Raw genomic sequence first — 26,329 nt, forward strand, 5'->3', positions numbered from 1 at the left:
TTCTCCGGTTGCGCGAGGGATTGCCTCGCATGGACTTGTGGGCTTTTGGCCCGGTATTCGACGGCTTGCAGGGTGTCCGAGGTGGCGCGAGGGGTTGATCCGCACCAACTCACCTCAAACCGTCAGAGTGTTTTCCAGCACTGCTCTTTGGCGCTGGCGACAATGGCGTCGAGTACGCGCATGTTGGCCAGTGCGTCTTCCAGGGTTGTGGGTACGGGTTTGTTGTGCAGTATGGCATCGCAGAAGTGGTCCGCCATGGCGCGATAGTGATTGGCCGGGCCAATGGTGATGGCCTGGGTTGCGCCGTTTTGTTTGAGCGTAAGCCGCGTTTCAGTGTCGCCAATAGGGTTAAAGGGCACATGGATTCGCAGGCTGCCATTTTCGCCGACCGCCTCGACCCACTGGCCGCCCTCGGTTTTGGTGGAGCAGTTAAAGCTGGCACTGCCTTGCTCAAACACCATTAGAGCCTGGCTGATAGCGTCTACCTCGTAGCCGAGGAGGTTCATATGGCTGACGACCCGCAGCGGTTCGGCATCCAATAAAAAGCGTGCGAGAGAAATACCGTAGCAGCCAATATCCATCAGCGCGCCGCCGCCCATGGCGGCGCTGTTGCGGATGTTGTCGGCCTCGCGGTTGTTGTAGGCAAACTCGCACTGGATCGTTCGAATCGGGCCAATATCGGCGCACAGTTCGCGGGCCTTTTGCCACTGGGGGTGAAAGCGGTACATAAACGCTTCCATCACTTTCAGGTGAGCGTGCTCGCGTGCGGCCTGCAGCAGCTTTTCGGCATCGGCGCTGTCGAGCCCTACCGGCTTTTCCACCAATACATGTTTTCCAGCCTCCATTGCCTTGATAGACCAGGGCACATGCAGGTGGTTGGGCAGCGGGTTGTATATGGCGTCGATGTCCGGATCGGCCAGCAGCTGTTCATAGCTGCCGTAAGCTTTGGCAATGCCGAGCTTGGCAGCCTCGGCGTGCGCCTGCTCTTCGCGGCGCGAGGCGATGGCTACGACCTCACCCAGGGAGGAGGACTGTATGGCGGGAATCACATGGTTGCGGGCGATTTTGGCTGTGCTGAGCACCCCCCAGCGTATCTTTGACATAGACTCCTCTCGCGAACACGAATTGTCGCGCGCCATTATACGCTTTATTGACCGCTTTGTTCACAGTGCGCTGGGCAGCACCCCAGTCCAGCGCTTGAAGGCGCGGCGCAGGTTGCGACTGTCGTGGAAGTGAAGCCGCAGTGCGATTTCTTCCACATCCAGTTGCTTGCGCGTCAGCCACTCAATGGCCAGCTCTTTGCGCACGGTGTCGTAGCGCTGCTGGAAGTGGCTGCCGTGCTTTTTCAGCTTGCGCTTTAAGGTCGCCGGGCTCATTTGCAGTTCGTCAGCCACCAACTCCAGCGAGACGTGACCGGGCAGGCGCTTTCGAATGCACTGGTCGATAAAGGCAATAAATCCGAGCGCGGGCCGGCTGCCAAGAGTGCGCTCGCACTGTGCTCTGGCGATCATCGCCATGCTGGCACTGCCGCTGGGGCAGTTTGTACTGAGCAGCGCCCTGGGCAGACGCATGGCGGTGTAATGGCGGCCGGCTCTGACTCGGTTGCCCCAGTTGACCGCGTATTGTTCCGGGTGCTGGGCCTCATCCGGCAAAAAATACTCCCAGGGCAGGGATAATCCGCACAGCCTTCGGCACAGGGAGGTGACAGCGGTCATCATCATATGGCGCAGAAACGCGCTGTGGGCGCTCTCGGCGCAGCTCTCGTGCCAGTAAAGGTAGGCGAACTCACTGTCCAGTGAGAGGCGCGGTGTGAGCAGCGGTGTGAGAATAAAGCCATAAGCCTGCAGCGCTTGCAGTGCCTCCATCAGGTTGGGCGCCTGAGTGAGCGCCGTACCGGCCGGGCCAAAATTGCCGGGGTAGAGTCTGTGGCCGGCGAGAAAGGCGGTGTCGGCCGCAGGCAGCCACTTTTGGGTATTGCCGATCAGGGCCAGGCACTGCTGAGGCTTAATGGTGAGCTGGCCGCTGAGAAAGTCGTCCATAAAAATACCGGTGCCGCGCAGCAGCTTGTCCGGCTCAATATCGCGGCTACAGGCGAGGTCGATCAGCACTGCCGGAAATTCATGGGCGGCGATCACCGGCGAGTCGATGTCGTACCACAGGTTCATGGCAATCGGCCTCAGGCGGCTCGGGGCGCTTTGAGGTCTTTCGCCGCCAGCAGTCGCAAGGTGGCGCGCTCGATCAGGGCTTGAGCGCTGTCCTCGCTTTTGTCGGCCCCCGTGGCCATGCCGGTGCTGACGCTGTGGTAGACGGTTTCACCCTGGTTGGTCTTGTAGGCAAAGTGCTCGACCGCCCGTGTTAATTGTTCGGCAAGTTGACCGGCCAGCAACTCACCGGTGTTGGGCAAGACCACGGCAAAGCGGTCGCCGGCGTAGCGGCATAACAGGTCGCAGCGGCGCAGGTTCAGCAGAATCAGCTCACCCAGTTCACGAAGAAGGCGGTCGCCTTCGCGGTGGCCAAAGCGGCGGTTGGTCTGGTCGAAGTGATCGAGATCCAGCAGCAGCAGCGTCAGCGGCTGATGGTTGAGCTGGCACTGAGTCTGAAGCGCTTCCAGCTGCTGCTTGAGAAAGCGGGCATCCCCGAGGCCGGTAAGCGTGTCTTGCATGCGGTATTCGCGAAAGTCCTGCTCGCGTTTGCGTCGCTGCTCAGTAAACAGCAGCTGCTCTTTGTGCCAGTGGTAGAGGCCGACGGTGAGAACCACCAGCCCGAGGGGCATGAGCGTTGATTCAATACCGCCGCGCAAAAACAGGCCATCTTCAATGGCAATGACCTCATCCATTAAATCCTGAAAGGTGCCGACAAAGATCAGTGCCAGCCCGAGCGACAGCAGGTTAGTGACGCTTCCTGTTGGGCGGCTATTGAGTGTGAAAACCAGCCACAGCGCCGCCAACAGGCTCACCCCGCCCTCGCCGATGATGTCCAACCAATCGATACTGGCCCAGGGCTTGATGTCGCCTACCGCCAGGCTGAGGAGGATGGTGAGGTTCGTGGCCAGGGCGATGGCCAGTAATTTCCACTTATGCAGGCGAATCATGGGGCTTTCCCGCTCTTTAGCGTGTCTTGTCGATAGCGGGGTAGATAGCAGGCTTGTGTAACAGTTCTGTGACACAGCCGGGGGCAAATCAGCTCAGGCTATTTTTTTCTGCCAGCGCTCGTGAACGATCGGTGCCAGCGACAGGCCTGTTTTATCTGGCAATGAAGGGGGCCAATCGGCTCATTGGCGCCGTTAAACGGCGGTCTTGTTGGGCTCTAAGAGCCCAGTGTCACGGATCTGTCATTTTCACTTTTTACTGTCTGCCCCACTTGCCGTGCACGACACGGAACGCACTATGACTTTTTGGGGGATACCAACGTGAAGCCGACTCAACACCGTGCGCCTGCGTTTAAGCGCAATCTTTTACTCAGCGTCATCGCCGCTCTTACGGCGGGTCAGGCATGGGCTGATGGACAAATCAGTGGTCAGCTGACCGCGCAAGTGAGCGGTCTGCCTTTGCAGGGCAGCCGGGTACGAATTGAGGAGCTGAATGTCAGCACCGTCACCGCGCGCGATGGTCGCTACACCTTGCGCGGCATTGAACCCGGCCGCTACACCCTGAGTGTGAGCTATCTGGGCGTGCAGACACTGACCCGCCAGGTGGAGGTCAGTGACAACGAAACCCTGATCAGCAACTTTCAGATCAAGCCGGCAACCCCCGAGGCTGAATACGTTATCGTCATGGGCCAGGCCGGTAGCCTTAACAAGGCGCTGAATGTGCAGCGCTCTGCCGATAACGTGGTCAGCGCCGTATCGGCCGATGCGATCGGCCAATTGCCTGACACCAATGTATCCGAAGCGCTGCAGCGCCTGCCCGGTTTGTCCATTGAGCGCGACCAGGGTGAGGGCCGCTATGTGCGCGTTCGCGGCTTGGGGCCGGACTACAATGCCGTCACCGTTAACGGCGTGAACTTGCCCTCTCCGGACTCCGGGCGCCGCGCGGTAGCCCTGGATGTCATTCCCTCTGATTTGCTGGAGAGCCTGGTGGTCAGTAAAACCCTGACGGCCGACATGGATGCCAACTCACTGGGCGGGAGCATTGATATCCAGAGTCTGTCGGCGTTTGACCGAGACGGTATGTTCTACTCCTTTATCGCCGAGGGCAGCTACAACGAGCTCAGCGACAGCACTAGCCCCAAGCTGGCCCTGACGGCTTCCGACCAGTTCAGTATCGGTAGCGGGACCAACAATCTCGGTATTGCCGGCGGCATCAGTTGGTACGACCGTGAGTTTGGCTCCGACAACGTCGAGACCGGCGGCGGCTGGGATTTTGATGACGAGGGCACTTTGCTCGAAGAGTTAGAGCAGCGTGACTATCTCATTACCCGGGAGCGCTCTGGTGCGACCTTGAACTTTGACTACAAGCTGAGCGATAACACGCAATTGTACTGGCGCAACCTTTACAGTCGCTATACCGACTCTGAAGTACGCCTTGCCAATATCTTTGAGTTTGAAGAGGGTGTAGCGCCCGGTGAGGCCGGTGTGGCCGAAGTCGCCCGGGAGTTGAAAGACCGCGAGGAAACTCAGGAGATCTTCTCCACCGCGTTCGGCGGCAGCAGCCGTCTCAATAACTGGACCATTGACTACCGTGCTGCGTTGTCCGAATCGAGCGAGGATGAACCTCGCCATGTTAGCGGTGCTGTGTTTGAGGCCAGCGATGCGTTTGAAAGTGTCTCATTTACCGATACTCGTCAGCCCCATCTGAGCACCCCGGCGGCGTTTTTGTCGGTCGACAGCTACGAGATGGCCGAGGTGGAAAAAGCCGGATCAGGTACCAATGATGAAGAGCGGTCTTTCCAGCTGGATTTTACTCGCGACTTCTTTATCGCCCAGCACTCAGCGCAGCTGAAGTTTGGTGGTAAATACCGCAACCGCGAAAAAGACAATGATGTAGAAATTTGGGTCTACGAAGATTTTGATGAAAATGGCTTCAGCGACGATCAACTACTGATGAGCCACTATGCAGCGGACGCTCCGGATTACACCCTTGGCCAGTTCGGCCCGGGTATTGATACGGCGGCAGTGGCGAGCGCCCTGGCTGGCTTGAATGAGGAAGACTTCTACTCCGATGAAGACTCCACCATTGAAGACTTTGATGTGGAAGAGACTGTCTCCGCCGCTTATGTCATGGGGCGGGTGGATCTCAACAGTCTGCGCTTGATTGCCGGTGTGCGCTACGAAGACACGGAGTTTTCCTCCATGGGCACGCGTTTTGACGGTGATGAGTTCTCGCCTCTGGCCGTGGATAACCAGTACGACAATTGGTTCCCGTCAGTGCATGCGCGCTACACCCTTGGCGAAAACACTCAGCTGCGTGGTTCCTGGACCAACTCGCTGGTGCGACCCAACTTTGAGCAGTTGGCCCCCAATTTCGTGATTGACGATGAAGAGGCCGAGTTCGGCAACCCCTTGCTCGATCCGATGGAGTCGGAAAATTTTGATGTGGGCTTTGAACACTATATGGGTGTGGCAGGAGTCGTTTCGGTGTATGCCTTCTACAAGGACATCGACAACTTTATCTACCAAACGGACTTGGCTGGCACCGATCAGTACGGCGACTACGATGAAGCCATCACCTTTGCCAATGGCGATGCCGCCGAGGTCTCGGGCGTAGAGCTGGCGTTCTCCAAGCAGTTGGACTTTTTGCCGGCGCCGTTCAGTGGCTTTCTTGTCTCCGCCAATGCCACTTTTTCTGACTCTGAAGCAAACCTTAGTTACTACGACGCCGATGAGAGTAACTGGCTGAGCCGCGACAGCAAGCTGCCGAGCCAGTCGGACACCACTGGCAACCTGAGCCTTGGTTATGAATCTTCCAGTTTCAGTGTTCGCCTGGCGGCTAACTACAAATCGGAGTATCTGCTGGAAGTGCAGGATGTGACCGATGCCGACGCGGATGTGTATGTGGATGAGCAAACACAGCTGGATCTCTCGGCGCGTTACTATCTGACCGACGGCGTACAAGTGTATCTGGAAGCCCTCAACCTTACAGACGAGCCCTATTACGCTTACGTCAACGGCCGTGCCTACAATGCACAGTATGAAACCTACGGCTTGACGTTCAAACTGGGCCTGACGGTAACCAACTTCTAATAATACGCCAGAGGCGGTGCCAAGCACCGCAGTGCACTGAATGGAAACGATTATGTCGGTTAGAACAATAGCAGCGATTGTTGCCCTGGGGCTGGGTCAGAGCGCCTGCGCGGCCAATACAGTGGATTTTTCTGAGGCGCAAGCAGGGGCTGTGGCACTCGATGCGAATCATGCGCCCGGTCTTTGGGTGAGCGTTAACGCCTCGGGCGAGTTGCGCCTTGCCGGTGGTGAAGTCCTGGCGCAGCAGGTTGAGCTGGTGGATGCCCTGGCGCTGGAGCAAGGTTATCTGGTTGCCGCGACCGTGGGTCTTGAGGCCACCCCTAGCTTTTATCTTGTCAATCAAAAAGGCGCCAGTGGCCGGCAGGTTGCACGCTTACCGGTGCCCGGCTTTTTGCCCGAAGCGCTCTGTCTGGACCGCGATGCCAATGGCGATGTCTCGGCGTTTATTGTCGATGAGCGCGGCCGTGCCGAACACTGGCTGGTGTACAGCGAATCCCACACGGTGCAGCCTGCCCTGCTGCGCAGCTTGCCTATAGCGCCCAATACCTTGGCCTGCGCCAGTGACCACAACGGCCATTTGTATATGGCTGAAGAAGGTGTGGGTATCTGGCAGTACGAGGCCAGTGCGGAGCGTCCGCCGGGTCGCTCGGCCGTGGACATGGCCTCCCCCTTTGGTGCCTTGGATGGTGGCGCCGAAGCCATAGACACTCTGGGTGGCCATGTGGTCGCCGTCTCTGCAGACAAACAGGTTCGTCTCTATTCACCGGGCGCCGAGGGCTCATGGACCGCCAGGGTGCTGGGCCAGTGGCCGGAGCTCGGCGAGGCCGAGTCTTTGCAAGTGTGGTATGAACCCGACGGTCACCGCCTGCAGGCGATGGTGCGCGACGATGACAGTGGCCACATAATGCAGGGTGACTGGCCCCTGCCCGAGGCGGTGTCTTTTTCGTCGGCTGCAAACCACTCTGTTGCTCAGGTAAAGCCGAGCTTGCAGACCGAGCCTGTAGCGCGCTTTGGCGATGCGGCTGATGATCCTGCCATTTGGGTTCACCCCACAGTGCCAGAGCAGAGCCGCCTGCTGGGCACCGATAAAAAACATGGCTTGATGGTGTACGACCTTCAGGGTAAGCAGTTGCAGTTGTTGGCCAAAGGTCGCCTCAACAACGTGGATGTGCGCTATGGTTTTGATTTTGGCGATGGGCGCGATGACATCGCCGTAGCCAGCCAGCGCGATGACAATACCTTGTCGGTCTACCGGATTGATGCGGGCAGTGGGCAGGTGAGCCATTTGGTTGAACTACCCACCCAGCTCAGTGAAATTTACGGCTTGTGCCTGTATCAGGATCGAGCCGGCACCTACGCGATTGCCAACGGCAAGAGCGGGCGCTTTGAGCAGTACCTGCTGCAAGGCACCAAGGGGCAGGTAAGCGCTACTTTGTCCCGCACCTTTGCCGTTGGCTCGCAACCGGAGGGCTGTGTTGCCGACGATGCGCGCGGAACACTCTTTGTAGGTGAGGAGGATACGGGAGTCTGGACACTTTCCGCCCGGGCAGCCGATGCGCCCGAGATTACGCTGGTGAAAGCTGTGGACGCCGAGCTGGTGGCAGACGTTGAGGGATTGGCGCTCTACCCGGCCAGTGACAGCCGGTACCTGATTGTCTCCAGTCAGGGTGATGATACTTATCTGGTCTTGCAGTCGCAGGCACCTTACAAAGTGCTCGGTAAATTTGCCGTACGCAATAACCTGGCACTGGGCATAGACGCCATATCGGAAACCGACGGGCTTGAAGTCACCCATCGCTCTTTGGGCAAAGGCTTCGAGAGCGGGGCTTTCGTTGCCCAGGACGGTCACAATGTCATGCCCGAGCAACCCCAGAATTTTAAAATGGTGTCCTGGAAGGATATCGCCCGGGAGCTTGGCCTTGATGAGTAGACCCACCTCGCAAAACACACTGCAAACGACTTATGGGAGTGGCGATATTGACGATATCGCCATCAATCCCTCGACCAACCTCTCCCTCGGGGAGCTGGCCTGCTCACGGCGTCGAATCGTGACAGGTTCCATGGCTGCTTGCCTGGCGCTCGGCGCCGGGCCTTTTTTATTGTCTGGCTGCGCCACCCGGCGCGAGCCAATCTTTACCGATGCTCTGCGGCCGGCTATTGGTTTTCAGCCTGTGCCTGCCGCTCTGGGGCCGGACGTGGACGTTGTAACTGTGGCCGAGGGCTATACGGCGCGGCCTTTTTTCAGCTGGGGCGACCCTGTTGTAGAGGGTGCACCCAGCTGGCGCAGTGACGCTGGCGACGGCGCCGCGGAGCAAAGCCTGCAGGCCGGGCAGAACAACGACGGCATGCATTATTTTCCCTTTGCGGATGCGCCCAATGCCCACGGGCTTTTGGTGGTGAACCACGAGTACACCAACGATACCCTGCATACCTCCGGGCCGCAGGTGATGGAGGACAGCACCGGGGCGCGGCTGCGCCCTGAGTCACAAGTGCTCAAAGAGCAAGCGGCTCACGGTGTCAGTGTGATCGAAATCGCCAAAGATAAGCAGGGGCTCTGGCAGCGGGTCTATCCATCGGCTTACAACCGCCGGTTGACGGCCAATACCCCGATGGACATCAGTGGCCCGGCCGCCGGTGCGCAGGCCATGAAAACCGCACAGGACCCTACGGGTACCCGGGTGCTCGGCACTCTCAACAATTGCTCCATGGGGGTGACGCCCTGGGGCACGTATCTGATTTGCGAAGAAAACTGGAAAAACTATTTCGTTAATCGCGATGTTGGAGACTGGCAGGAGCGTCCCGCGCACCATCGTTACGGCATCGCCGCTGGAGTGCACAGCCACAAATACTATTGGGAGTCGGTGGATGAGCGTTTTGACGCAACGCCGAACGAGGCTCTGCCGCACGACGGCTTTGTCAACGAGCCCAACCGTTTTGGCTGGGTGGTGGAGTTTGACCCCTTCGACCCCACATCACAGCCGGTAAAGCGCACCGCCCTCGGTCGCTTGGTGCGCGAAGGCTGCACTTGTGTCTTGGCTGAAGACGGCACTATGGCGTTCTATTCAGGCGATGATACTCGCGGCGAGTATGTCTATAAGTTTGTTCCCAACGGCAAATACCACCCGGACGCGCCCGAAGCGAATCGCCGATTACTCGACAGCGGCAACGTGTATGTCGCGGTCTACCGCGCCGATGGTACGGGAGAATGGCGCCTGCTCGAGCAGGGTAAAAATGGTTTGACCGCCGACAAAGGATTTGCCAGCCAGGCGGATGTACTCATTAATTTGCGTGGCGCTGCTGATATCGTCGGCGCTACGCCCATGGACAGACCCGAATGGGTCGCCGTTCACCCGCAGACGACTGATGGCTATGTGACGCTCACCAATAATTCCGAGCGCGGCGCCGACCCCCGTCAGCCGGTGGATGCCGCCAATCCGCGGGCTGACAATGACCATGGCCAGATACTGCGCTGGCGCGAAAAAGACCGCAATCCCGCCGCGACCGAATTTTACTGGGAGCTTTTTTTATTGGCGGGCCCGGTGCTGCAGCGTCAGACGCAACCCGGGCAGTTCAAAGCGCTGGACGGCGACCGCTTCTCCTGCCCGGATGGGCTCTGGTTTGATGGCGACGGCCGGCTGTGGATTGCCACTGATTACGACGAGCAGGAGGCGCCCTATCTCAGCCAGGGCACCAACCAGTTGCTGTGTGCCGACCCGGTGACGCGCGAGGTCAAGCGCTTTATGACCGGCCCTGTGGGCGCGGAAATTACCGGTTTGACCGGCACTCCGGATGGCACGACCCTATGGTTTAACGTACAGCACCCGGGCTTGAGCTATCCTGCCAGCGACGGTAAATCCCGCCCGCGTTCCACTACCGTGGTGGTCACCAAGAATGACGGCGGTGTGATCGGGACCTAGCGCGCATAGCGCTTGAGCAGTGTGGGCAAGAGCGTGAGGTCTGCCAGGAGGGCGATGGACATGGCCAGACCCGATAGCAAGCCGAACTGAACGCTGGGGATAAAGTCGGAAAACAGCAGCAGGGAAAACCCCAGCACAATAATCAAGGTTGTGTACAACAGCGCATAGCCAACGCTTTGATGAGTGCGCCTTATGGCGCCCTCGCGGCCGGTTTCTTCGCGGTAGCGGTGCATGTAATGGATGGTGTCGTCGACCGCAATGCCCATGGCAATGGAGGCAATGGTCATGGTCATCAAATCGAGAGGAATGCCTGCCCAGCCCATAACACCCAGTACGGAAACCGTAGTGGCCACATTGGGCACAAGGCCAATCAGGGCCAGCCTGAACGAGCGGAAAATGGCCCAGAAGGCAAGGCCCAGAGCGATATACACCAGACCCAGCGACAGTATTTGTGAACGAAACAGCTTCTGCAGAATGTTCTGGTAGAGCATGAAAAGGCCCGTCAGCTGGTAGTCGCTTTCGGGAATGTCCAAGGCGTTCATGTCGGCTTTGAGCTCCTCAATCAGCGCCTGGCGATTGAGTCCTTCGGTGGTGTCCTGAATGCGCGTACTGACGCGGAACTGGTGGTGCTCATTGTTGTAGTAAGAACCCAACAAACTGTCGCGCAGGTCCTTGTCCAGTGTCCAGTAAACCGCGTTGATCTCGTACTCTGTTAATGGCTTGCCGGCGTTGATCTGTTTGGCGAGCTCGGTAAAGTTGACCACCGACAGAGTGTCACCACTGGCTTGGTAGTCGGTCAGGGCGGACTGTATCAACTGTAGCCGTTGAATTTGCTCAGCGGTAAAGTCCAGATCGGTGTTTTGTGGTTTAGTTGGGGAGTAGGTAATGTCCAGGGCTGTGGTGCCGCCGAACTGCTGATCGATAAAGCTCAGCTCTTTGTGTACTTGGGTTGACTCTTTGAAATAGTTGATAAAGCTGTTCTCAACCGACAGGCGGGCCAGGCCCAGTGCTAGCGCGACGACCAGGATCAAGCTGGTGGAGATAATCAGTTTGCCGCGCTTTTCCGCTGCCTGAGCGAGCGCTGCCATCACGCGTTGGCTGATGGCGGGTGTTTTTCCGGGCTTTTCCCGTTTGAAAAAAACCAGCAGTGCCGGAAACAACAGCAGGCTGGTGGTGATAGACACCGCCATGGCGATGATCATCATCCAGCCAAACGCCATGACGGGCTGGATGTCGGTCAATAACAAAGAGGCAAAGCCCACCGAGGTGGTGAGGCCGGCGTAGAGGCAGGGTTTGAACTTGCGAGCCAGGGTGGCGCTCAGCAGTTGCTTTTGGGTCCAGTCCTTTTCCTGGTCGCGGTACTCGCGGTACTGCACAATCAAGTGCACGACAATCGCGAGCGTGAGAATCAGTTGCAGGGCGACAAAGTTGGCCGAGATAACCGTAGCCTTGAAGCCCAGTGCGCCAAACAAGCCCAGCGTCATGACCACACTGCAGATACAGCAAGCGGCAGTGACGATGATCCAGCGTGGCCGCTTAAACAGAATCAACAGCAACAGAACAATCATCGCCGCAATGGCGCTGCCAAAAATCAGCAGGTCATTTTTGATGATGTTGATCAGCTGATAGCCCAGAGCGTGGGCGCCGCCGATGTACAAATTCGCCTCCGCCTGATAGGGAGCGATGATACGCCGGATCTCATCGATTTCGCGGTTGCGTGTTGCAGTCAGTTGTTTTTCGATGGGCTCTGCTTGTGCCTGGAGCGCTTCGAGTTGTGTCTTCTCCGCTTGAGAGAGCTCGCGCTCCAGCATTGTTTCCTGCAGGCGGGTAATGCCCTGCTGTATTTCCTCAAGTTCCGGGTGTGGCTTAAAGAGCAGTTGGATGCCCGTGGCACTCTGGTCGCGATTGATGACCAGATCCTCGTAGATGGGGTGGCCTTCAAAGGTCTCTGCCAGCTCCTCTGGGGTGAAGTTCTTTTCCGCGATCGTCCAGCTGTCGGCGGTGCCGGCACTGAGACCACCCTTGGCCAGGCTCAGAAGCGGAATATTCAAAATGGAGCGAACTGATTCCACTCGGTCGATGCGCTCGAATGCCTCGGTTAAGGCCTGTATGTCACTAAAACTCTTCTCAGACAATACTTGATGCTTTGTCGGCTCATAGGCCACCAACAGAAATTCCTGCGGAGCGAAGCGGGCGTCAGCTACACGCGTTTTCAGGTACAGTTCGTTGTTCTTGGTGAGCAAGGTGTCGGCAGAAGCATCGATGGTAAAACGCGTTGCCTGCCAGGCCAGCAGCGCGGTGATCACCCCAAAAATCAACAGGATCAGTTTGCTGTGGCGCACGGCCAGGGCGCTATTGTTCATCGGCGGCGCCCTGGTAGTCGGCATCGCGCATCACGCTTTGCAGATAGAGGTTGCGAAACAGTATGTAAGGATCATCGCTTTTCTCGCGCAGTGCTTCGTAGCGCTCGGCGTCGCTGGCGTAATCCTGGAGAAAATCAAACGTTTTCACACCGTATTTTTCCGGATTTTCCATCAGGTAGGTGATGGGGTTGAGGAAATAGTCGGTGATGGCGGACATGCCGTCGCGCAGATCGGAGGGACCGAAAAAGGGCAGCACCAGATAGACGCCGTAGCCCGCACCGTATTTCATCAGGGTGTCGTCAAAGTGGGCTTCGGCACGCTGGAGACCGAACCACGCGTCGGCGGGGTCGAAGAGCCCGGCCAGACCCAGGGTAGAATTAATCACAAAGCGGGCTAGGTTGCGACAGGCGAGGCGACCTTCGAGCTGCAGCACGTTGTTGACCAGGTAGATGGGCGTTTTCAGGTTGTAGAAAAAGTTGGTGACGCTGTTGCGCACCGGTAATGGCACTGCTTTGACGTAGCCGTTCGCCAGGGGGATGAGCGCGTAGCGGTAGACGGTATCATTGAAGGTGAACATGGCCCGGTTAAAGCCTATAAATGGGTCGTTGTAGTCCAGGTAGGACACCACCGTTGGCTCCACATCGGGTATGCCCTCGGGTGCGTCAATCACCTTTACGCCGTTATCTACCTCACTGGCCGGCACCTCCAGGGGCACATAGCGTCGGCCGACGTCTTCCTGGGGTTGGTTGACGCTGGCGCACCCCGACCCCAGAAGCAGCAGGAGGCAGAGGTAAAGCCAGTTGGTAATCCTTGGTACTGTTATCGATCCGCTGGCCATAGGGCTTATCCATTGTTGATATCCCTGTGCTAACAGCAAGTGGTATGCCACGCCAACCGGTGGCGTGTGTAGCGGGTTTTGGCGCTTCGCCGAGCTAAAGCCATGGCGGAAACTACATTGTCTTGTAACTTCTACGAAAGTTGGGCGTGGGTCGGTCAGCGGTCAGAAAAAAGGGCGGCAGCGCCGCCCAAGAGGGTGTCCAGGAGTGACAACGATTATTGAGAGGTGATTCAGTGCGCCTTAGCGACCTCCTGCTCTGAGCTGCGGTTGAGGATTTGGATGTCCACGCGCCGCTCCAGCGCGTAGGTTTCGTAGTCGCCGCTACTGGCCTGGGTGACCGAGGCGCCGTGGGCGTTGAGCTCAATGCGTGAGTCCTGCACCCCAGCGCTTACCAGCGCTTCGCGTACGGCGCGGGCACGGTATTGCGATAGCACATTGTTGTATTCGTCCGTGCCGCGAGGGTCGGCGTAACCGTCGAGCCGGACCACGAGCTCAGGGTTTTCCACCAGAAATTTCGCCAAGGTGTTCAGTGCCTGGCGATTTTGCGGCGTGAGGGTGTCCTCGCCGGTTTTGAACATCACCTGCAGCTCCAGCTGGTCGAGGGTGATGGTTTCAAATTCGCTGATGCTGGTGTGGGCGGCGTGCAACTGCCGGGTCACGTCTCTCAGCTCGGCTTGGGTGGTGTGAAATTGCTGCTCAAGCAGGCGTGCTTCTTCGTTGTTTTCCATTTGTTCACTGACGTAAATAGTGCCGACAAAAGCCGCCAGCATGCCCACCGGGCCGCCCACCAGAGCGCCGGTGAGAAGTCCGGCAGTGGCGACGCCAGCTTGTTTGGTTTCCAGGCTGGCGGCCTGGGTGATCTGTGGGTTGAAGGCTGTGGTGGCAATGATGGCAGAGGCCAAAATGGCTTTTTTCATGGTAGTGCTCCTGTAAAAACAGTGGGTTTGTCTGTGTCTTCAGGAGTTATTTAACCGCTGCAAAAGGGCAGGGCTGTGGCGCAATTAAGGCAAGTCAGCGAGCAATTGTGGTGAATAGTGGCGGGCGCAAGTCATGGCGCACAGTGGCGCCTGAGCTTAAAAAAACCGCCGCACCGTTGAGGGGAGTGCAGCGGTGAAAAAGCGGCAGCGCGTTGTGGAAGCGGTGCGCGGCCGCGAGCGCCGTGTGGAGTGATGGAGTGGAAGCCATCCGGCGCGTGGTGATGGGTATTACTGGTTGGCTACCAGCGGGGTAACGCTTGCGTCGTCGTCCTCTTCGAGCAGTGCCTCTGGTTTGCCTTTGCAGGCCTTGGCCAGTAGCTCACTCTTGCCTGCCAGCAGCAGGCCTATGGCCTCGCTGTGCTCTTCGCTGATGCCCTTGACCGAGCGCTCAATCAAATCGGTGATATTGGCAGCCAGCTCCAGCATTTTATCGTGGGCTTCTGCGGCTTTTTTGTCTTCAAACATCTTTCCATCCCGGTCACATTTCCAGACGGCGACTACAGCCATAATTAACCTCCATTGCAATATACTGTTTTTATGTACAGTATATTGGCTGTAGGGTGCTGTCAAGCAATAATGAAGGGGAGGCTAAGGCCCAGGCTCAGCAGTATCAGGGCCAGCTGCAGCCAGCGGCTGCGGCCGATCTGCCGCCAGGCCGCTGTTGGGGCGGGGCCTGTTCGTCGGCTGCCCAGACGCAGGGCACAGAGCCAGACGCCGCTGGCTGACAGAAGTGTCATGGCCATGCCCCAGATAAACCAGACGATTTTGCTGGTGTAGCCAGCAAAGGTCCCAAAGTGCAGCGGGTCGGCGGCCTCGGCAATGCGTTGATGCGCGGTCAACTGCTCCCCTTTGACTTGACCGACAATGCGTTGGCTGTGGGCATCCACGGCGATGGTGTTGGCCCGGTTGCGCACCAGCAGGGCAGTCGCCTGCCCCTGTAGCAGCAGTGGTTTCCCTTCGCTTAGGAGAATGTGTTTTAGCGCAAATTCCGGATTTTGCGCCAGCGCTTGGTCAATGGCTCGGGTAAGGGTGGGAGCGCCCCTCGGTTGGCTGGTGCTGGCGTATTCCGGCAAAAGACGAGAGGCTGGCGCTGCGGCGCCGCCCCAGCGTTCAATCAGATACCACAGGCCGGTGATGGCGATCAAGGCAATAAAAGGTAAGCTCCAAACGCCCAGTAAACGATGCAGGTCGCCCCACCAGCGCCGCGGCGTATCGCCGCCTTTGGGCGTTTTACGAAAGCCCCGCCACCATTTTTTGTAAATAGGAAATGCCGAGGCGAGGGACAGCAGCAGCGGAATGCTCAGTAGCCCGACAATGCTTAGCCCCCACTTGAGCGGCAACATCAAATGCCGGTGGGTTTGGCGCAGGAAACGGTGGGCGTTGAACCAAGGCGCCACTCCAATCACCTCGGCGGTGTAAGGGTTGAGATAAATCCGCTGTAACTCGCCCGCTGGGTCGCGGGCGATGGCTTCAGCCGCCATGAAACTCGGTAGTTCAAGGTTTAGAGAAGTGATCGTCCATTCGGGATTAGCGCGGTGAGCGGCGGCCAGCAGTTCTCCGGCCGGTCGGGCGCTGGCTGCTGGTTGTGGAGTAACCCTTAGCTCGGGTGTGAGCAGCCAGTCGATCTCGTAGGCGAAGACTGCCAGGGTGCCGGTCAGTGAGACAAAAAACATTAACAGGCTAAATTTTAATCCGGCCCAGCTGTGCAGGCGAAACCACCACTGTCGATTGGGTCTGGATGATTTCGCCATGCGAATCAGAACTCGCGACTGATGGTGGCGACCACGCGGCGCGGTTCACCGGGAAAGTGGCCGGTGCGGGTAATAAAGCCGCTCTCGGCATATTCCTCGTCGAACAGGTTGCTGACATTCAACTGAAATTTCCACTGCTCAATGGTGCTCTGCCAGCTGGCATCGAACACCGTGTAGGGTTTGACGTAGTCACCCTGAATGCCGATTTGGTCGTCTTTGTAATCCACCCCGAAGGCCAGCGCCGAGTTGATGGCCGGGAAGTCGTAGCGGGTCCAAAGCCCGAGCAGGTTGCGCGGCGTGTTGGCAAAGCGCTCGCCCGTGGCATTGGTGATGCCGCTGGTCGCTTCCAGCACCTGAGTGTCGTTGTAGGTGTAGTTCAAGGTCATGGTCCAGTGTCGCAGCAAGTCGGCGCTCAAATCCAGTTCCATACCGCGGCTGCGTACCTTGCCAATGGCAATCAGGTCGTCTATGCCGTCGCCTCCGACATCGCCGGCCGGATCGGCCTGCAGCACATTGCGCTTTTCAATCTCGTAAGCGGCGATGTTCAGCTGCGCGCGCCCGGACCAGAGGGTCAGCTTAGTGCCGATCTCGAGGCTTTCGCTCTCTTCCGGCTTGAAGGGGCCGCCTTTTTCCGTCTCCTGGTTGGAGACGCTCTGCGGTTCAAACCCCTCACTGTAACTGGCGTAAATATTCAGATTATCGGTGAAATGGTAGACCGTGCCCAGGCGGTAAGTGAGGGCGGTATCGCTGTCTTTTTCGATGCCGCTGTCACTGTCAAAATCGTTAAAGCGCACGCTGATAAGTGCGTCCCAAGCGCTGGATAGCCCGATAAGATCCTGCATATACAGGCCCGATTGGGTGAGCCCGGATTGCGAAGCGCTCTCCCAGTCGCGCTCGTCCAGGCCGTATTGCGCGCGCGACGTCTGGCCGTACACGGGGTTGTACAGACTCAGCGGTGGTACCAGGCCGCCGGATTCAACCGGGCTGCCGCGCTTGGCTTTAAAGTCGCTGTCTTGGTCGAAGATGTCCGCGCCCGTGAGCAATTGATGGCTGATGCCGCCAGTGTTGAACTCGTAAATCAGGTTAATGTAGGCGCTGGTGCCCTCGCTGTTGCGTACCTGGTCGCGAAACTGGCGACGCATCATGTCCTCTATACCGTCGCCGTTGGAATCGTAGAGTCCCTGAGGCTCATGGTAGTTTTGCTTTTCCTGGTTGTCGTAGTAGCGCAGGGCGACATCCAGCTTTAGTTGATCGTTAAAAGCGTGCTGTAAACGCGAGTAGAAAACGTCGGCATCCAGTGTCAGAAAGTCGGTGGGTTCATTGTGGTTCCAGGTCGGCTCTACCAAAAACTCGCCGTCTTCATCCACGGGCACACCGCGCAAGCGGTTGGCCCCGAGCGTCTGTTCCACAAACGAGTATTTCAGCTGCACGCTGGTATCCATACCCGGCTGCCAAATAAAGCCCAGGTCGCCCTGGTCGTTGTCGTTGGTGGTGTGTTTGCGAAACGGCTCTTCGGTCTCTTTGAGCATGGCGACGCGATAGCCAAAGTCGCTGTCGCCAAAAGCGCCCGTCGCCTCGACATTGACACCGGTTAACTCATAATCGCCCACTACGATTTGGGCTCGACCATAGTGCTCTAGGCTCGCTTGGCTAGTGGCGTAGTTGATCAGGCCGCCGGGGGCGCCAGCACCGTAAATGGCACCGCTGGGGCCTTTTAATACCTCCAGCCGGTCCACACCAAACAGCCGCGGCACGGTAAAACCCGCGTAGGGGTCGCCGCGCAGGCCGTCGTAGAGCACTTCGTCCTGGCGAAAACCGCGAAAGGTGATGCCCGAGTAGCTAAAGACGCTGACGCCACTGATGTCCCGGTAGAGGTCGCGGGCATCGCGAGCGCCCTGATCCTCCATCAGTTCGGCGTTGATGATTTGCACAGAGGCCGGTACCCGCGAGAGGTCGGCATTGATGCGGGTGGAGACCGATGACTCATCGGCGCGGTAAAGGGATTGCGCCCTCCCCGTGACGACCATGGTTTCCAGTGTTGCAGCCTCGTCTTCTTGAGCGCTGGCGGGCTGGGTGAGTCCCGAGGCAAGTGCGATGGCGAGAAACAGCGGTGACTTTTTCAGTTTAACGGGCAACTTCAGCATAACGGGCATCCACTTTACGAAATTTTTGCAAATGGTAAGTATTATCAGGTGCGTTTGCAATGGCGGCGCTGTTCAATGATGCCGGTGACGTGGATAATGGCGCTCTCGCTAGCGCCTCTGGATTAGAACCACGTGAGTCAGACACAGACCAACAAACCTCCGGCAAAACCCGGACTGCTGCGCTCCAGTAGCAAGGTGGGGGCGATGACCATGAGCTCACGGGTTCTGGGGTTGGTGCGCGATGTGGTTTTCGCGCACACCATCGGCGCCGGGGCGGCGGCGGATGTGTTCTTTGTCGCGTTTAAAATTCCCAATTTTATGCGCCGGCTGTTTGCCGAGGGGGCCTTTGCCCAGGCGTTTGTGCCGGTGCTGTCAGAGTATCGTCATCGCGGCCCCCACGCCGCCGTGCAGGCGCTGGTGGATCGCGTGGCCGGCGCCTTGGGGCTGGTGTTGTTATTGGTGACGACTCTGGCGATTGTCGGCGCGCCCCTGGTGGCGACGGTGTTCGCACCCGGCTTTCGGACCGACCCTGACCAGTTTGCCCTCGCCACCGAGATGATCCGAATTACCTTTCCCTATTTGTTGCTGATTTCCCTGACGGGTTTTGTCGGCGCTATTCTCAATTGTTACGACCGCTTTGCGGTCCCCGCCTTCACCCCCGTGCTCTTGAATGTGGCCCTGATTACCGCCGCACTGGTGGCGGCGCCGCTGTTCGACCCCCCGGTGCTGGGCCTGGCTTGGGGGGTACTGGCCGCAGGGGTGCTGCAGCTGCTGTTCCAGTTGCCTTTTTTGCGCCCGGTGCAACTGATGCCGGTCCCCAAGCTCGATTGGCGTGATCCCGGTGTCAGGCGCATTCTGGCGTTGATGGTGCCGGCGCTCTTTGGCGTGTCGGTCAGTCAAATCAACTTGATGTTGGATACGGTGATTGCCTCGCTTTTGCCGGACGGAAGCATCTCCTGGCTCTACTACTCAGAGCGTTTGTCAGAGCTGCCTCTGGGGGTGTTCGCGGTGGCCATCGCCACGGTGATTCTGCCCAACCTCTCGCGCCAGCACGCGGCTCGGGACCCCGAGAACTTTTCCCGCACCCTGGACTGGGCGCTCAGGCTGGTGTGCTTGATTGCCCTGCCGGCCACGGTGGCACTGGTGATTTTGGCAGAACCGATTTTGGTGTCGCTGTTTCAATACGGCGCCACCTCGCCCGCCGATACCGCTATGGCGGCTTTGAGCCTTAAGGCCTATGCGCTGGGACTGCTGGCTTTTATGCTTATCAAAATACTGGCACCGGGCTTTTTTGCCCGTCAGGATATGAAAACCCCGGTGCGTATTGGGGTGCTAGCCATGGTGGCAAACATGGTGCTCAACGTCGTCTTTGTGGTGCCGCTGCATCTGTACTATGGGATTGGGCATGTGGGGCTGGCGTTGGCGACCAGCAGCTCAGCCTGCCTGAACGCCTTTTTACTCTATCGCGGTTTGCGCCTGCGCCAGGCCTTTTTGCCTCAGCGCGGGTGGGGCCGCTTTGCGCTCCAGGTGCTGTTGGCCAATACGGCAATGGCGCTGGTTTTGCTTACGGCGGTCGAGTTCTGGCCCGACTGGGGACACTGGGAGGCTACCGGGCGCCTCTGGCGTCTCGCCTGTGTCTGCCTGGCAGGTCTTGGGGTGTATTTGCTGGCGGCCCTGGCCGCCGGCCTGCGGCCAGCGAGTTTGCGTCACAGCCCCTGAGGCTCTCGTCGTCTCGCACGCTAGCAGCCCGTGCTGTATACTCTCGCGTCTGATTTTTGACCCCCGGCAGGCCTTGATGCAACTGATACGCGGCTTACACAATCTGCGAGCTTCTCATCGCGGCTCGGTAGCCACGATCGGCACGTTTGACGGGGTGCACCTCGGGCATCAGGCCATACTGCGCCAGTTGGCCGAAGTGGCCGTCAGGCACGGGTTACCCTCGGTGGTGATTGTGTTTGAGCCCCAGCCCCATGAGTACTTCGCCCGGCACGAGGCTCCCGCGCGGCTCATGCGCCTGCGGGAAAAGTTGATTGCGCTGGAGCGTGCAGGCGTGGAGCGAGTTCTCTGCCTGCAGTTTAACGAGGCCTTTCGCCGCCTGAGCGCCGATGAATTTGTCTCGCAGGTGTTGCTGGACGGCTTGGGTATAAAACACCTGGTGGTGGGGGATGACTTTCGCTTTGGTTGCGACCGGCGCGGCGACTTTGCGCTGCTGCGGGCGATGGGTAAGCGCGAAGGCTTTGGGGTAACCGATACCTGCACCCTGACCATGCAGGGCGAGCGTATCAGCAGTACGCGGATTCGCGAGCTCTTGGCGGCGGGTGATTTTATCCGCGCCGAGGCCTGCCTCGGTCGACCGTTCACGGTCACCGGCCGTGTTGATCACGGCAGAAAGCTCGGCCGGGAGTTGGGTGTACCCACGGCCAATATTCGGCTTAAGCGCTTTCGCTCGCCTCTGGCCGGGGTGTTTGTAATCAGCGCCTTGGTGGCTGGCCGGCGCTATCACGGCGTTGCCAATGTTGGGGTAAAGCCGACCCTGGGCGGTGCCCAAGAGCCACTGCTGGAGGTCCACCTGTTTGATTTTGAGCGGGATATCTACGGCTGGCCCGTAGAGGTACACTTTCACGCCAAGCTGCGCGAAGAGCAACGGTTTGCATCGCTGGATGCGCTAAAAGCACAATTGCATGAGGATATTCGTCGGGGCCGCGGTTTTTTTGCTGCTCTGGACGCTAACACCGACCGGGTATTGACTAACGACCATGAGTGATTACAAAGCGACTTTGAATTTGCCCCACACGCCCTTCGCCATGAAGGCGAACTTGGCACAGCGTGAGCCCCAGATGCTAAAGGCCTGGGAAAAGGCGGGCTTGTATCAGCAGATTCGCGAGGCCCGCAAAGGCCGCGAATCTTATATCTTGCACGATGGCCCTCCTTACGCCAACGGCGATATTCATATTGGTCACGCGGTTAATAAAATTCTCAAGGACATTATTATTAAAAGCAAAACCTTGAGCGGTTTTGACGCCCCCTATGTGCCCGGCTGGGATTGCCACGGTCTGCCCATTGAGCACAATGTGGAGAAAAAGCACGGTAAGGCAGGCGTAAAGCTGGAAGTGAAAGCCTTCCGCGAGAAGTGTCGCGCCTATGCCGCGCGCCAGGTTGAAGGGCAAAAGAAAGACTTCATCCGCTTGGGCGTCTTAGGTGAGTGGGACAATCCCTACCTCACCATGGACTACAAATTCGAGGCCGATATTATTCGTGCCCTGGGCAAGATCGTCGAAAACGGTCATTTGCAACGCGGTTTCAAGCCGGTGTACTGGTCCGTGGTGGGTGGTTCGGCCCTGGCCGAAGCCGAGGTGGAGTATCAGGATAAAACCTCTTTCAGCATCGACGTAAAGTTTGCGTTTGTGGATCAGCATGCTGCCGCTGGCGCTTTTGATGAGCTGTCGGGCAGTGGCGATTTGGAGGTAGTGATCTGGACCACCACCCCCTGGACCTTGCCCTCCAACCAGGCGGTTAGCCTAAATGCCGAGCTGGACTACGTGGCCGTGCAGGTGGGTGATAGACGTTTGGTGGTGGCCGAGGGGCTGCTGGAGTCGGTGATGCAGCGCGCGGGTGTAGAAGACTACACCCCTGTGGGCCGCACCACGGGTGCCAAACTCGAACATCTGGTACTGCAGCACCCGTTTTACGAGCGCCGGGTGCCGGTGATTCTGGGTGATCACGTTACCTTGGATGCCGGTACCGGCTGTGTTCACACCGCTCCCGATCACGGTGCTGACGACTTCTCGGTCGGGCAAAAATACGGTATCGGCACACTGAATTACGTTGATGACAATGGCGTCTACCGCGACTTTGTTGAGGTGTTTGCCGGTGATCACGTTTATAAAGTGGACGAGAAAGTCATTGAGCTGCTCACCGAGAAAGGCGCGCTGTTTCATGCGGGCAAGCTGACACACAGTTTCCCCCATTGCTGGCGTACTAAGACGCCGCTGATTTTCCGGGCAACTCCCCAGTGGTTTGTCAGCATGAGCAAAAACGACTTGCGCGGTGAAGTCGCCAAATCGGTTGAGAGCGTTAACTGGGTGCCCGGCTGGGGTCGCGCGCGTATCGACGCCATGCTGGAGTCCAGTCCCGATTGGTGTATTTCCCGTCAGCGCACCTGGGGCGTGCCCATCGCGCTCTTTGTTCACACGCAAAGCGGCGAGCTTCATCCCCGCACAGCGGAACTGATTGAGCAGGTTGCACTCGCCGTGGAAAAAGGCGGAATGGATGCCTGGTACGAGCTGGATGCTACCTTATTGCTCGGCGATGAGGCCGGGGATTACGAAAAGGTCACCGACACTCTGGATGTGTGGTTTGATTCCGGGGTGACGCATCATGCGGTATTGCGACAGCGCGAAGGGTTACGCTACCCCGCCGATTTGTACCTGGAGGGCTCCGATCAACACCGGGGTTGGTTCCAGTCATCCCTCAAAACCGCCATGGCCATGCATGGCACGCCGCCCTATAAAACCGTTTTGACGCATGGTTTTACCGTGGACGCCGACGGACGCAAGATGTCCAAATCCATTGGCAACACGGTCTCGCCGCAGAAAGTGGCGAACGACCTGGGCGCCGATGTGCTGCGTCTGTGGGTGGCCGCAACGGATTTCAGCTCGGAGATGAGCGTTTCCGATGAGATTCTCAAGCGCGCGGCCGACTCTTATCGGCGCATCCGCAATACCGCCCGATTTATGCTCGCGAACCTGAATGGTTTTGATCCGGCGACGGATATCGTGGCTACTGAGCGAATGCTGGCGCTGGATCGCTGGGTGGTGCGTCGCGCGCAGGCGTTACAGCAAGAATTGATTGCCGCCTATGACGGCTTTCAGTTGCACCAGATTTACCAGAAGTTGCACAACTTCTGCGTTGTTGAGCTGGGTGGCTTTTATCTGGATATCATTAAAGATCGCCAGTACACCACCAAGGCCGATTCGCGGCCGCGATTGTCAGCGCAAACGGCGCTCTATTATTTGTCAGAGGCCTTTGTGCGCTGGATCGCGCCTATCCTGAGCTTTACCGCTGATGAAATGTGGCAGGAAGTGCCCGGCAAGCGAACCGGTAGTGTGTTCACTGCCGAGTGGTTTGACTTGCCGGCGCTGGCCGATGATACCCTAGGCGATGCTTTTTGGGAGCAGGTGGCTGAGGTGAAAACGGCGGTCAACCGCGTGATGGAGGCCAAACGTGGAGAAGGCGCTATCGGTGGCTCCCTGACCGCGGAGCTGACCTTGTACTGCGACGCTGAGCTTGCCGAAATGTTGAGTCAGTTGGGCGATGAGCTTCGCTTTATCCTTATCAGCTCGACGGCCGTTGTGGCCCCCTTGTCCGAAGCTCCAGCTGAGGCGGCAGGTACAGAAATTGAAGGATTGAGGGTTTTGGCTGTGAAATCGGCGCAGCCGAAGTGCGAGCGTTGCTGGCACCACCGCGCCGATGTCGGCGCGGTCGCAGCGCATCCAACCATTTGTCAGCGCTGCGTGGACAATATTGACGGCGCCGGCGAACTGCGCCACTACGTCTAGAGGTACCCTGTGAAACGATTGTTACACCCGTGGGTGTGGTATTTCTTGGCGCTGGTGGTCATCGTGCTCGATCAGTGGAGCAAGGTCGCTGCCGTGGCGCATTTGCAGTACGGCCAGCCGGTGGAAGTGACCTGGTTTTTCGATTTGACCTTATTGCACAACCACGGCGCCGCCTTTAGCTTTTTAAGCGATGCCGGTGGCTGGCAGCGCTGGTTCTTTACCGCCATTGCCGTGGGTATGAGCATCGCCATTAGTGTCTGGTTGTACCGCATCGGCCGCGAGCGCTGGCTGGAGTCTGCGGCGTTGGGCTTTGTCCTGGGGGGTGCGCTGGGCAACCTCTACGATCGGGTGACCCTCGGCTACGTGGTGGACTTTATTTCGGTGCACTATAAAGGCAGCTATTTTCCCGCCTTCAACCTGGCGGATTCGGCGATTTGCTTCGGCGCCTTTTTGATGATTGTGCATATGCTTTTCTTTCAGGATGAAAAAGACGGCGACTCCCGGGAGCGAAACAATGCGTGAGTTGACAGTTGGGCCGGGCACCACGGTGACCCTGCACTTTTCTCTATCGCTAACAGATGGCGAGCTGGTGGACTCTAACTTTGATGGCGCCCCCGCCACATTTACTGTGGGGGACGGGCAGATGCTCAAAGGGTTTGAGCAGGCACTGTTTGGTCTGCAGGAGGGTGCCAGCGAAGAGTTTGTGATACCGCCCGAAGCGGGTTTCGGGGCGCACAACCCTAATAACGTGCAGTTGGTTGAGCGCGAAGAGTTCGATCCGGGCATTGAGCTCAGCGAGGGGTTGATGCTGTCGTTCGCCGATGCCCAGAATACCGAGCTGCCCGGGGTTGTCGTGGACTTTAACGACGAGCAGGTAACCATTGATTTTAATCACCCGCTGGCCGGGCGTGATATCCTGTTTAAAGTGGCGATTGTGCAAATTGAGCCGGCGCAGGTGCACTGAGCACTGCCTTGTCGGCGAGACCCAAAGAGAGCGTTATGCAAATCAAACTGGCCAATCCCCGGGGCTTTTGTGCCGGGGTGGATCGAGCCATCGACATTGTTAACCGGGCGTTGGACGTTTTCGGTTCTCCCATCTATGTGCGCCACGAGGTCGTTCACAACCGCTATGTGGTGGATGGGTTGCGCGACCGAGGCGCCGTATTCGTTGAGGAGCTCAGCGAAGTCCCGGACGATGTCATTGTGATTTTCAGCGCACACGGGGTCTCCCAGGCGGTGCGCAACGAGGCTGAAAGACGCCATCTCAAGGTTTTTGATGCCACCTGTCCGCTGGTGACCAAAGTGCATATGGAGGTGACCCGCTACTCGCGCGAGGGGCGCGAGTGCATTCTCATAGGCCACGAGGGACACCCCGAGGTGGAAGGCACCATGGGGCAGTACGATGACAGCAACGGCGGGCGGATTTATCTGGTAGAGAGCGAGGCGGACGTTGCCACGCTTGAGGTGCGCGAGCCTTCGGAGTTGGCCTATGTGACCCAGACGACGCTCTCTATGGACGACACGGCCAGAATCATTGAAGCTCTGAGGGACAAGTTCCCCGATATCCAGGGGCCGCGCAAAGACGACATTTGTTACGCCACCACTAATCGTCAGGACGCCGTGCGCCAGTTGGCGCTTGAGTGCGACTTGGTGCTGGTGGTGGGTTCGCCCAACAGCTCAAACTCTAATCGCCTGCGCGAGCTGGCCGAGCGCTGCGGCGCCCAGGCTTATCTGGTGGATTCGCCGGAGCAAATACAAGAGGGCTGGTTGGCCGGTAAGCGCCAGGTTGGCATTACCGCGGGGGCGTCTGCACCGGAGACTCTGGTTCAGCAGGTGATTGAGCATTTGGTCAGCCGGGGCGCGCAGGGCTCAGAAGAGGTGGAGGGCATCCCCGAAAACGTCCGTTTCTCTCTCCCGAAAGAGTTACGTTGAGGTGGAGCACTCTTCGTTGTTGAGCTTCTCGGTTCTCAGTCTGCCTCCGCGCGAGAGCACCAGCGCAAAGCCAGGTCCTTCATCGGCGGGGCAGACCGTTAGCGTGCCCGCTTGAAAGGCGCCTTCGCGTTCACCGCTGGCCCAGCGGCTTTCCCCGGTTCCTAAGTACGAAATGTAGTCTTCAACCGGTCTATTGCCTTTTACTTCTATCGACTCATGCAGTTCGCCCTGTGTTTGGATTAGCCTCTCCTGCTCATCATACAATCCGTTGTGATTTTCATCATAAAAGATCTGCCACCCCCTTCTCCAGGTAGGATTGGCGAGCATGGTAACTCGCATGTTGGATTTCACGGCATAAGACCTAGCCGCTTGAGTTGCATTGAAAATACTCCAAGCGGCCGATTCAGTTCGCATATCTCTTACAAGTCGGTCAAATGCAGGCAAGGCAATAGCCATAAGAATAGCCGCAACAGCTATAGTAACGAGCAGCTCGAGGAGTGTGAATCCAGAGGGTTTTATGGGTGGCGTCCATTTCATTGTGCTAAGTCCGTTTACTCTTTGGCGAAGACCGTATGTCAGTCTTGGACAGCGCTTGTCCGTTCACTGTGGTAGCTTTAAGAGGCTAGTAATTGGTCAGAGTTTCGTCAAATCATAAATACAGGAGTGCC

19 protein-coding genes are annotated in these 26,329 nt (G+C 58.1%); 9 read left to right on the forward strand and 10 right to left on the reverse strand.

The genetic code is table 11. From position 1 onward, the window contains the following. Nucleotides 1–122: 122 nt before the first annotated feature. The 3 genes from QWI16_RS01230 to QWI16_RS01240 are packed head-to-tail and all read right to left on the reverse strand — an operon-like array spanning nucleotide 123 to nucleotide 3,091. Nucleotides 123–1,103 carry a Gfo/Idh/MocA family protein gene (locus QWI16_RS01230; protein ID WP_302710893.1) on the reverse strand — a complete coding sequence of 327 codons (981 nt, stop codon included), beginning with the start codon at nucleotides 1,101–1,103 and terminating at the stop codon, nucleotides 123–125. Between the two features lie 60 nt (nucleotides 1,104–1,163). Then, entirely contained in the window at nucleotides 1,164–2,165 is a 1,002-nt protein-coding gene (locus QWI16_RS01235; RefSeq protein ID WP_302710894.1) for an AraC family transcriptional regulator, read from the reverse strand. Between the two features lie 11 nt (nucleotides 2,166–2,176). Next, on the reverse strand, nucleotides 2,177–3,091 hold the full coding sequence (locus QWI16_RS01240; RefSeq protein WP_302710895.1) for a GGDEF domain-containing protein: 915 nt from the start codon (nucleotides 3,089–3,091) through the stop codon (nucleotides 2,177–2,179). A 318-nt stretch (nucleotides 3,092–3,409) separates the two neighbouring features. Here QWI16_RS01240 and QWI16_RS01245 point away from each other — a divergent pair, with 318 nt between their 5' ends. Genes QWI16_RS01245 through QWI16_RS01255 form a run of 3 tightly spaced genes read left to right on the forward strand, consistent with a single transcriptional unit; the run spans nucleotide 3,410 to nucleotide 10,098 of the window. Beyond that, a complete protein-coding gene (locus QWI16_RS01245; protein WP_302710896.1) occupies nucleotides 3,410–6,181 on the forward strand; it encodes a TonB-dependent receptor in 2,772 nt (923 codons plus the stop codon). A gap of 52 nt (nucleotides 6,182–6,233) precedes the next feature. Beyond that, on the forward strand, nucleotides 6,234–8,111 hold the full coding sequence (locus tag QWI16_RS01250; RefSeq protein WP_302710897.1) for a phytase: 1,878 nt from the start codon (nucleotides 6,234–6,236) through the stop codon (nucleotides 8,109–8,111). Next, entirely contained in the window at nucleotides 8,104–10,098 is a 1,995-nt protein-coding gene (locus tag QWI16_RS01255) for a PhoX family protein (protein WP_302710898.1), read from the forward strand. The genes QWI16_RS01250 and QWI16_RS01255 overlap by 8 nt, the downstream gene beginning before the upstream one ends. On the opposite strand, the gene QWI16_RS01260 is transcribed toward QWI16_RS01255, so the two are convergent. From QWI16_RS01260 to QWI16_RS01285, 6 genes are all read right to left on the reverse strand, one after another. Further along, on the reverse strand, nucleotides 10,095–12,461 hold the full coding sequence (locus QWI16_RS01260; protein WP_302710899.1) for an efflux RND transporter permease subunit: 2,367 nt from the start codon (nucleotides 12,459–12,461) through the stop codon (nucleotides 10,095–10,097). The genes QWI16_RS01255 and QWI16_RS01260 overlap by 4 nt on opposite strands. Next, nucleotides 12,451–13,299, reverse strand: coding sequence for an MlaA family lipoprotein (locus QWI16_RS01265; RefSeq protein ID WP_302710901.1), 849 nt, complete (start codon nucleotides 13,297–13,299; stop codon nucleotides 12,451–12,453). Before QWI16_RS01265 ends, QWI16_RS01260 begins: the two co-directional genes overlap by 11 nt. 230 nt (nucleotides 13,300–13,529) lie before the next feature. Next, nucleotides 13,530–14,216: an OmpA family protein gene (locus QWI16_RS01270; protein ID WP_302710902.1), complete on the reverse strand. Its 687-nt coding sequence runs from the start codon at nucleotides 14,214–14,216 to the stop codon at nucleotides 13,530–13,532. A 288-nt stretch (nucleotides 14,217–14,504) separates the two neighbouring features. Then, complete coding sequence (locus tag QWI16_RS01275; RefSeq protein ID WP_302710904.1) at nucleotides 14,505–14,783, reverse strand: YebG family protein; 279 nt, start codon at nucleotides 14,781–14,783, stop codon at nucleotides 14,505–14,507. A 59-nt stretch (nucleotides 14,784–14,842) separates the two neighbouring features. After that, nucleotides 14,843–16,027 (reverse strand): PepSY-associated TM helix domain-containing protein, encoded by a 1,185-nt coding sequence (locus tag QWI16_RS01280; RefSeq protein WP_302710905.1) that lies wholly within the window; start codon nucleotides 16,025–16,027, stop codon nucleotides 14,843–14,845. 5 nt (nucleotides 16,028–16,032) lie between these two features. Beyond that, nucleotides 16,033–18,171, reverse strand: coding sequence for a TonB-dependent siderophore receptor (locus QWI16_RS01285; protein WP_302710906.1), 2,139 nt, complete (start codon nucleotides 18,169–18,171; stop codon nucleotides 16,033–16,035). Nucleotides 18,172–18,303: 132 nt separating this feature from the next. On the opposite strand from QWI16_RS01285, the gene murJ reads away from it, so the two are divergent. The 6 genes from murJ (at nucleotide 18,304) to ispH (ending at nucleotide 25,661) form a co-directional block, all read left to right on the forward strand. After that, complete coding sequence (gene murJ, locus QWI16_RS01290; protein WP_302710907.1) at nucleotides 18,304–19,890, forward strand: murein biosynthesis integral membrane protein MurJ; 1,587 nt, start codon at nucleotides 18,304–18,306, stop codon at nucleotides 19,888–19,890. A 76-nt stretch (nucleotides 19,891–19,966) separates the two neighbouring features. Beyond that, complete coding sequence (gene ribF / locus QWI16_RS01295; RefSeq protein ID WP_302710908.1) at nucleotides 19,967–20,935, forward strand: bifunctional riboflavin kinase/FAD synthetase; 969 nt, start codon at nucleotides 19,967–19,969, stop codon at nucleotides 20,933–20,935. Further along, complete coding sequence (ileS, locus tag QWI16_RS01300; protein ID WP_302710909.1) at nucleotides 20,928–23,729, forward strand: isoleucine--tRNA ligase; 2,802 nt, start codon at nucleotides 20,928–20,930, stop codon at nucleotides 23,727–23,729. Before ribF ends, ileS begins: the two co-directional genes overlap by 8 nt. Before the next feature lie 9 nt (nucleotides 23,730–23,738). Beyond that, nucleotides 23,739–24,251: a signal peptidase II gene (gene lspA / locus QWI16_RS01305; protein WP_302710910.1), complete on the forward strand. Its 513-nt coding sequence runs from the start codon at nucleotides 23,739–23,741 to the stop codon at nucleotides 24,249–24,251. After that, nucleotides 24,244–24,693, forward strand: a complete 450-nt coding sequence (locus QWI16_RS01310) for an FKBP-type peptidyl-prolyl cis-trans isomerase (protein WP_302710911.1) — start codon at nucleotides 24,244–24,246, stop codon at nucleotides 24,691–24,693. Before lspA ends, QWI16_RS01310 begins: the two co-directional genes overlap by 8 nt. Nucleotides 24,694–24,728: 35 nt before the next feature. Then, nucleotides 24,729–25,661: a 4-hydroxy-3-methylbut-2-enyl diphosphate reductase gene (ispH, locus tag QWI16_RS01315; protein WP_302710912.1), complete on the forward strand. Its 933-nt coding sequence runs from the start codon at nucleotides 24,729–24,731 to the stop codon at nucleotides 25,659–25,661. Here the strand turns inward: ispH and QWI16_RS01320 are convergent. Then, nucleotides 25,653–26,198: a GspH/FimT family pseudopilin gene (locus tag QWI16_RS01320; RefSeq protein WP_302710913.1), complete on the reverse strand. Its 546-nt coding sequence runs from the start codon at nucleotides 26,196–26,198 to the stop codon at nucleotides 25,653–25,655. The genes ispH and QWI16_RS01320 overlap by 9 nt on opposite strands. Nucleotides 26,199–26,329 lie beyond the last annotated feature (131 nt).

The sequence above is a fragment of the Gilvimarinus algae genome, assembly GCF_030518215.1.
Lineage (GTDB): Bacteria > Pseudomonadota > Gammaproteobacteria > Pseudomonadales > Cellvibrionaceae > Gilvimarinus > Gilvimarinus algae.

What these genes read in the sequence shown, in the direction of transcription:
- QWI16_RS01230 (WP_302710893.1), bottom strand. Translation starts at nt 1,103, where the DNA reads ATGTCAAAGATACGCTGGGGGGTGCTCAGCACAGCCAAAATCGCCCGC.
- QWI16_RS01235 (WP_302710894.1), bottom strand. Translation starts at nt 2,165, where the DNA reads ATGAACCTGTGGTACGACATCGACTCGCCGGTGATCGCCGCCCATGAA.
- QWI16_RS01240 (WP_302710895.1), bottom strand. Translation starts at nt 3,091, where the DNA reads ATGATTCGCCTGCATAAGTGGAAATTACTGGCCATCGCCCTGGCCACG.
- QWI16_RS01250 (WP_302710897.1), top strand. Translation starts at nt 6,234, where the DNA reads ATGTCGGTTAGAACAATAGCAGCGATTGTTGCCCTGGGGCTGGGTCAG.
- QWI16_RS01255 (WP_302710898.1), top strand. Translation starts at nt 8,104, where the DNA reads ATGAGTAGACCCACCTCGCAAAACACACTGCAAACGACTTATGGGAGT.
- QWI16_RS01260 (WP_302710899.1), bottom strand. Translation starts at nt 12,461, where the DNA reads ATGAACAATAGCGCCCTGGCCGTGCGCCACAGCAAACTGATCCTGTTG.
- QWI16_RS01265 (WP_302710901.1), bottom strand. Translation starts at nt 13,299, where the DNA reads ATGGCCAGCGGATCGATAACAGTACCAAGGATTACCAACTGGCTTTAC.
- QWI16_RS01270 (WP_302710902.1), bottom strand. Translation starts at nt 14,216, where the DNA reads ATGAAAAAAGCCATTTTGGCCTCTGCCATCATTGCCACCACAGCCTTC.
- QWI16_RS01275 (WP_302710904.1), bottom strand. Translation starts at nt 14,783, where the DNA reads ATGGCTGTAGTCGCCGTCTGGAAATGTGACCGGGATGGAAAGATGTTT.
- QWI16_RS01280 (WP_302710905.1), bottom strand. Translation starts at nt 16,027, where the DNA reads ATGGCGAAATCATCCAGACCCAATCGACAGTGGTGGTTTCGCCTGCAC.
- QWI16_RS01285 (WP_302710906.1), bottom strand. Translation starts at nt 18,171, where the DNA reads ATGCTGAAGTTGCCCGTTAAACTGAAAAAGTCACCGCTGTTTCTCGCC.
- ribF (WP_302710908.1), top strand. Translation starts at nt 19,967, where the DNA reads ATGCAACTGATACGCGGCTTACACAATCTGCGAGCTTCTCATCGCGGC.
- ileS (WP_302710909.1), top strand. Translation starts at nt 20,928, where the DNA reads ATGAGTGATTACAAAGCGACTTTGAATTTGCCCCACACGCCCTTCGCC.
- QWI16_RS01310 (WP_302710911.1), top strand. Translation starts at nt 24,244, where the DNA reads ATGCGTGAGTTGACAGTTGGGCCGGGCACCACGGTGACCCTGCACTTT.
- ispH (WP_302710912.1), top strand. Translation starts at nt 24,729, where the DNA reads ATGCAAATCAAACTGGCCAATCCCCGGGGCTTTTGTGCCGGGGTGGAT.
- QWI16_RS01320 (WP_302710913.1), bottom strand. Translation starts at nt 26,198, where the DNA reads ATGAAATGGACGCCACCCATAAAACCCTCTGGATTCACACTCCTCGAG.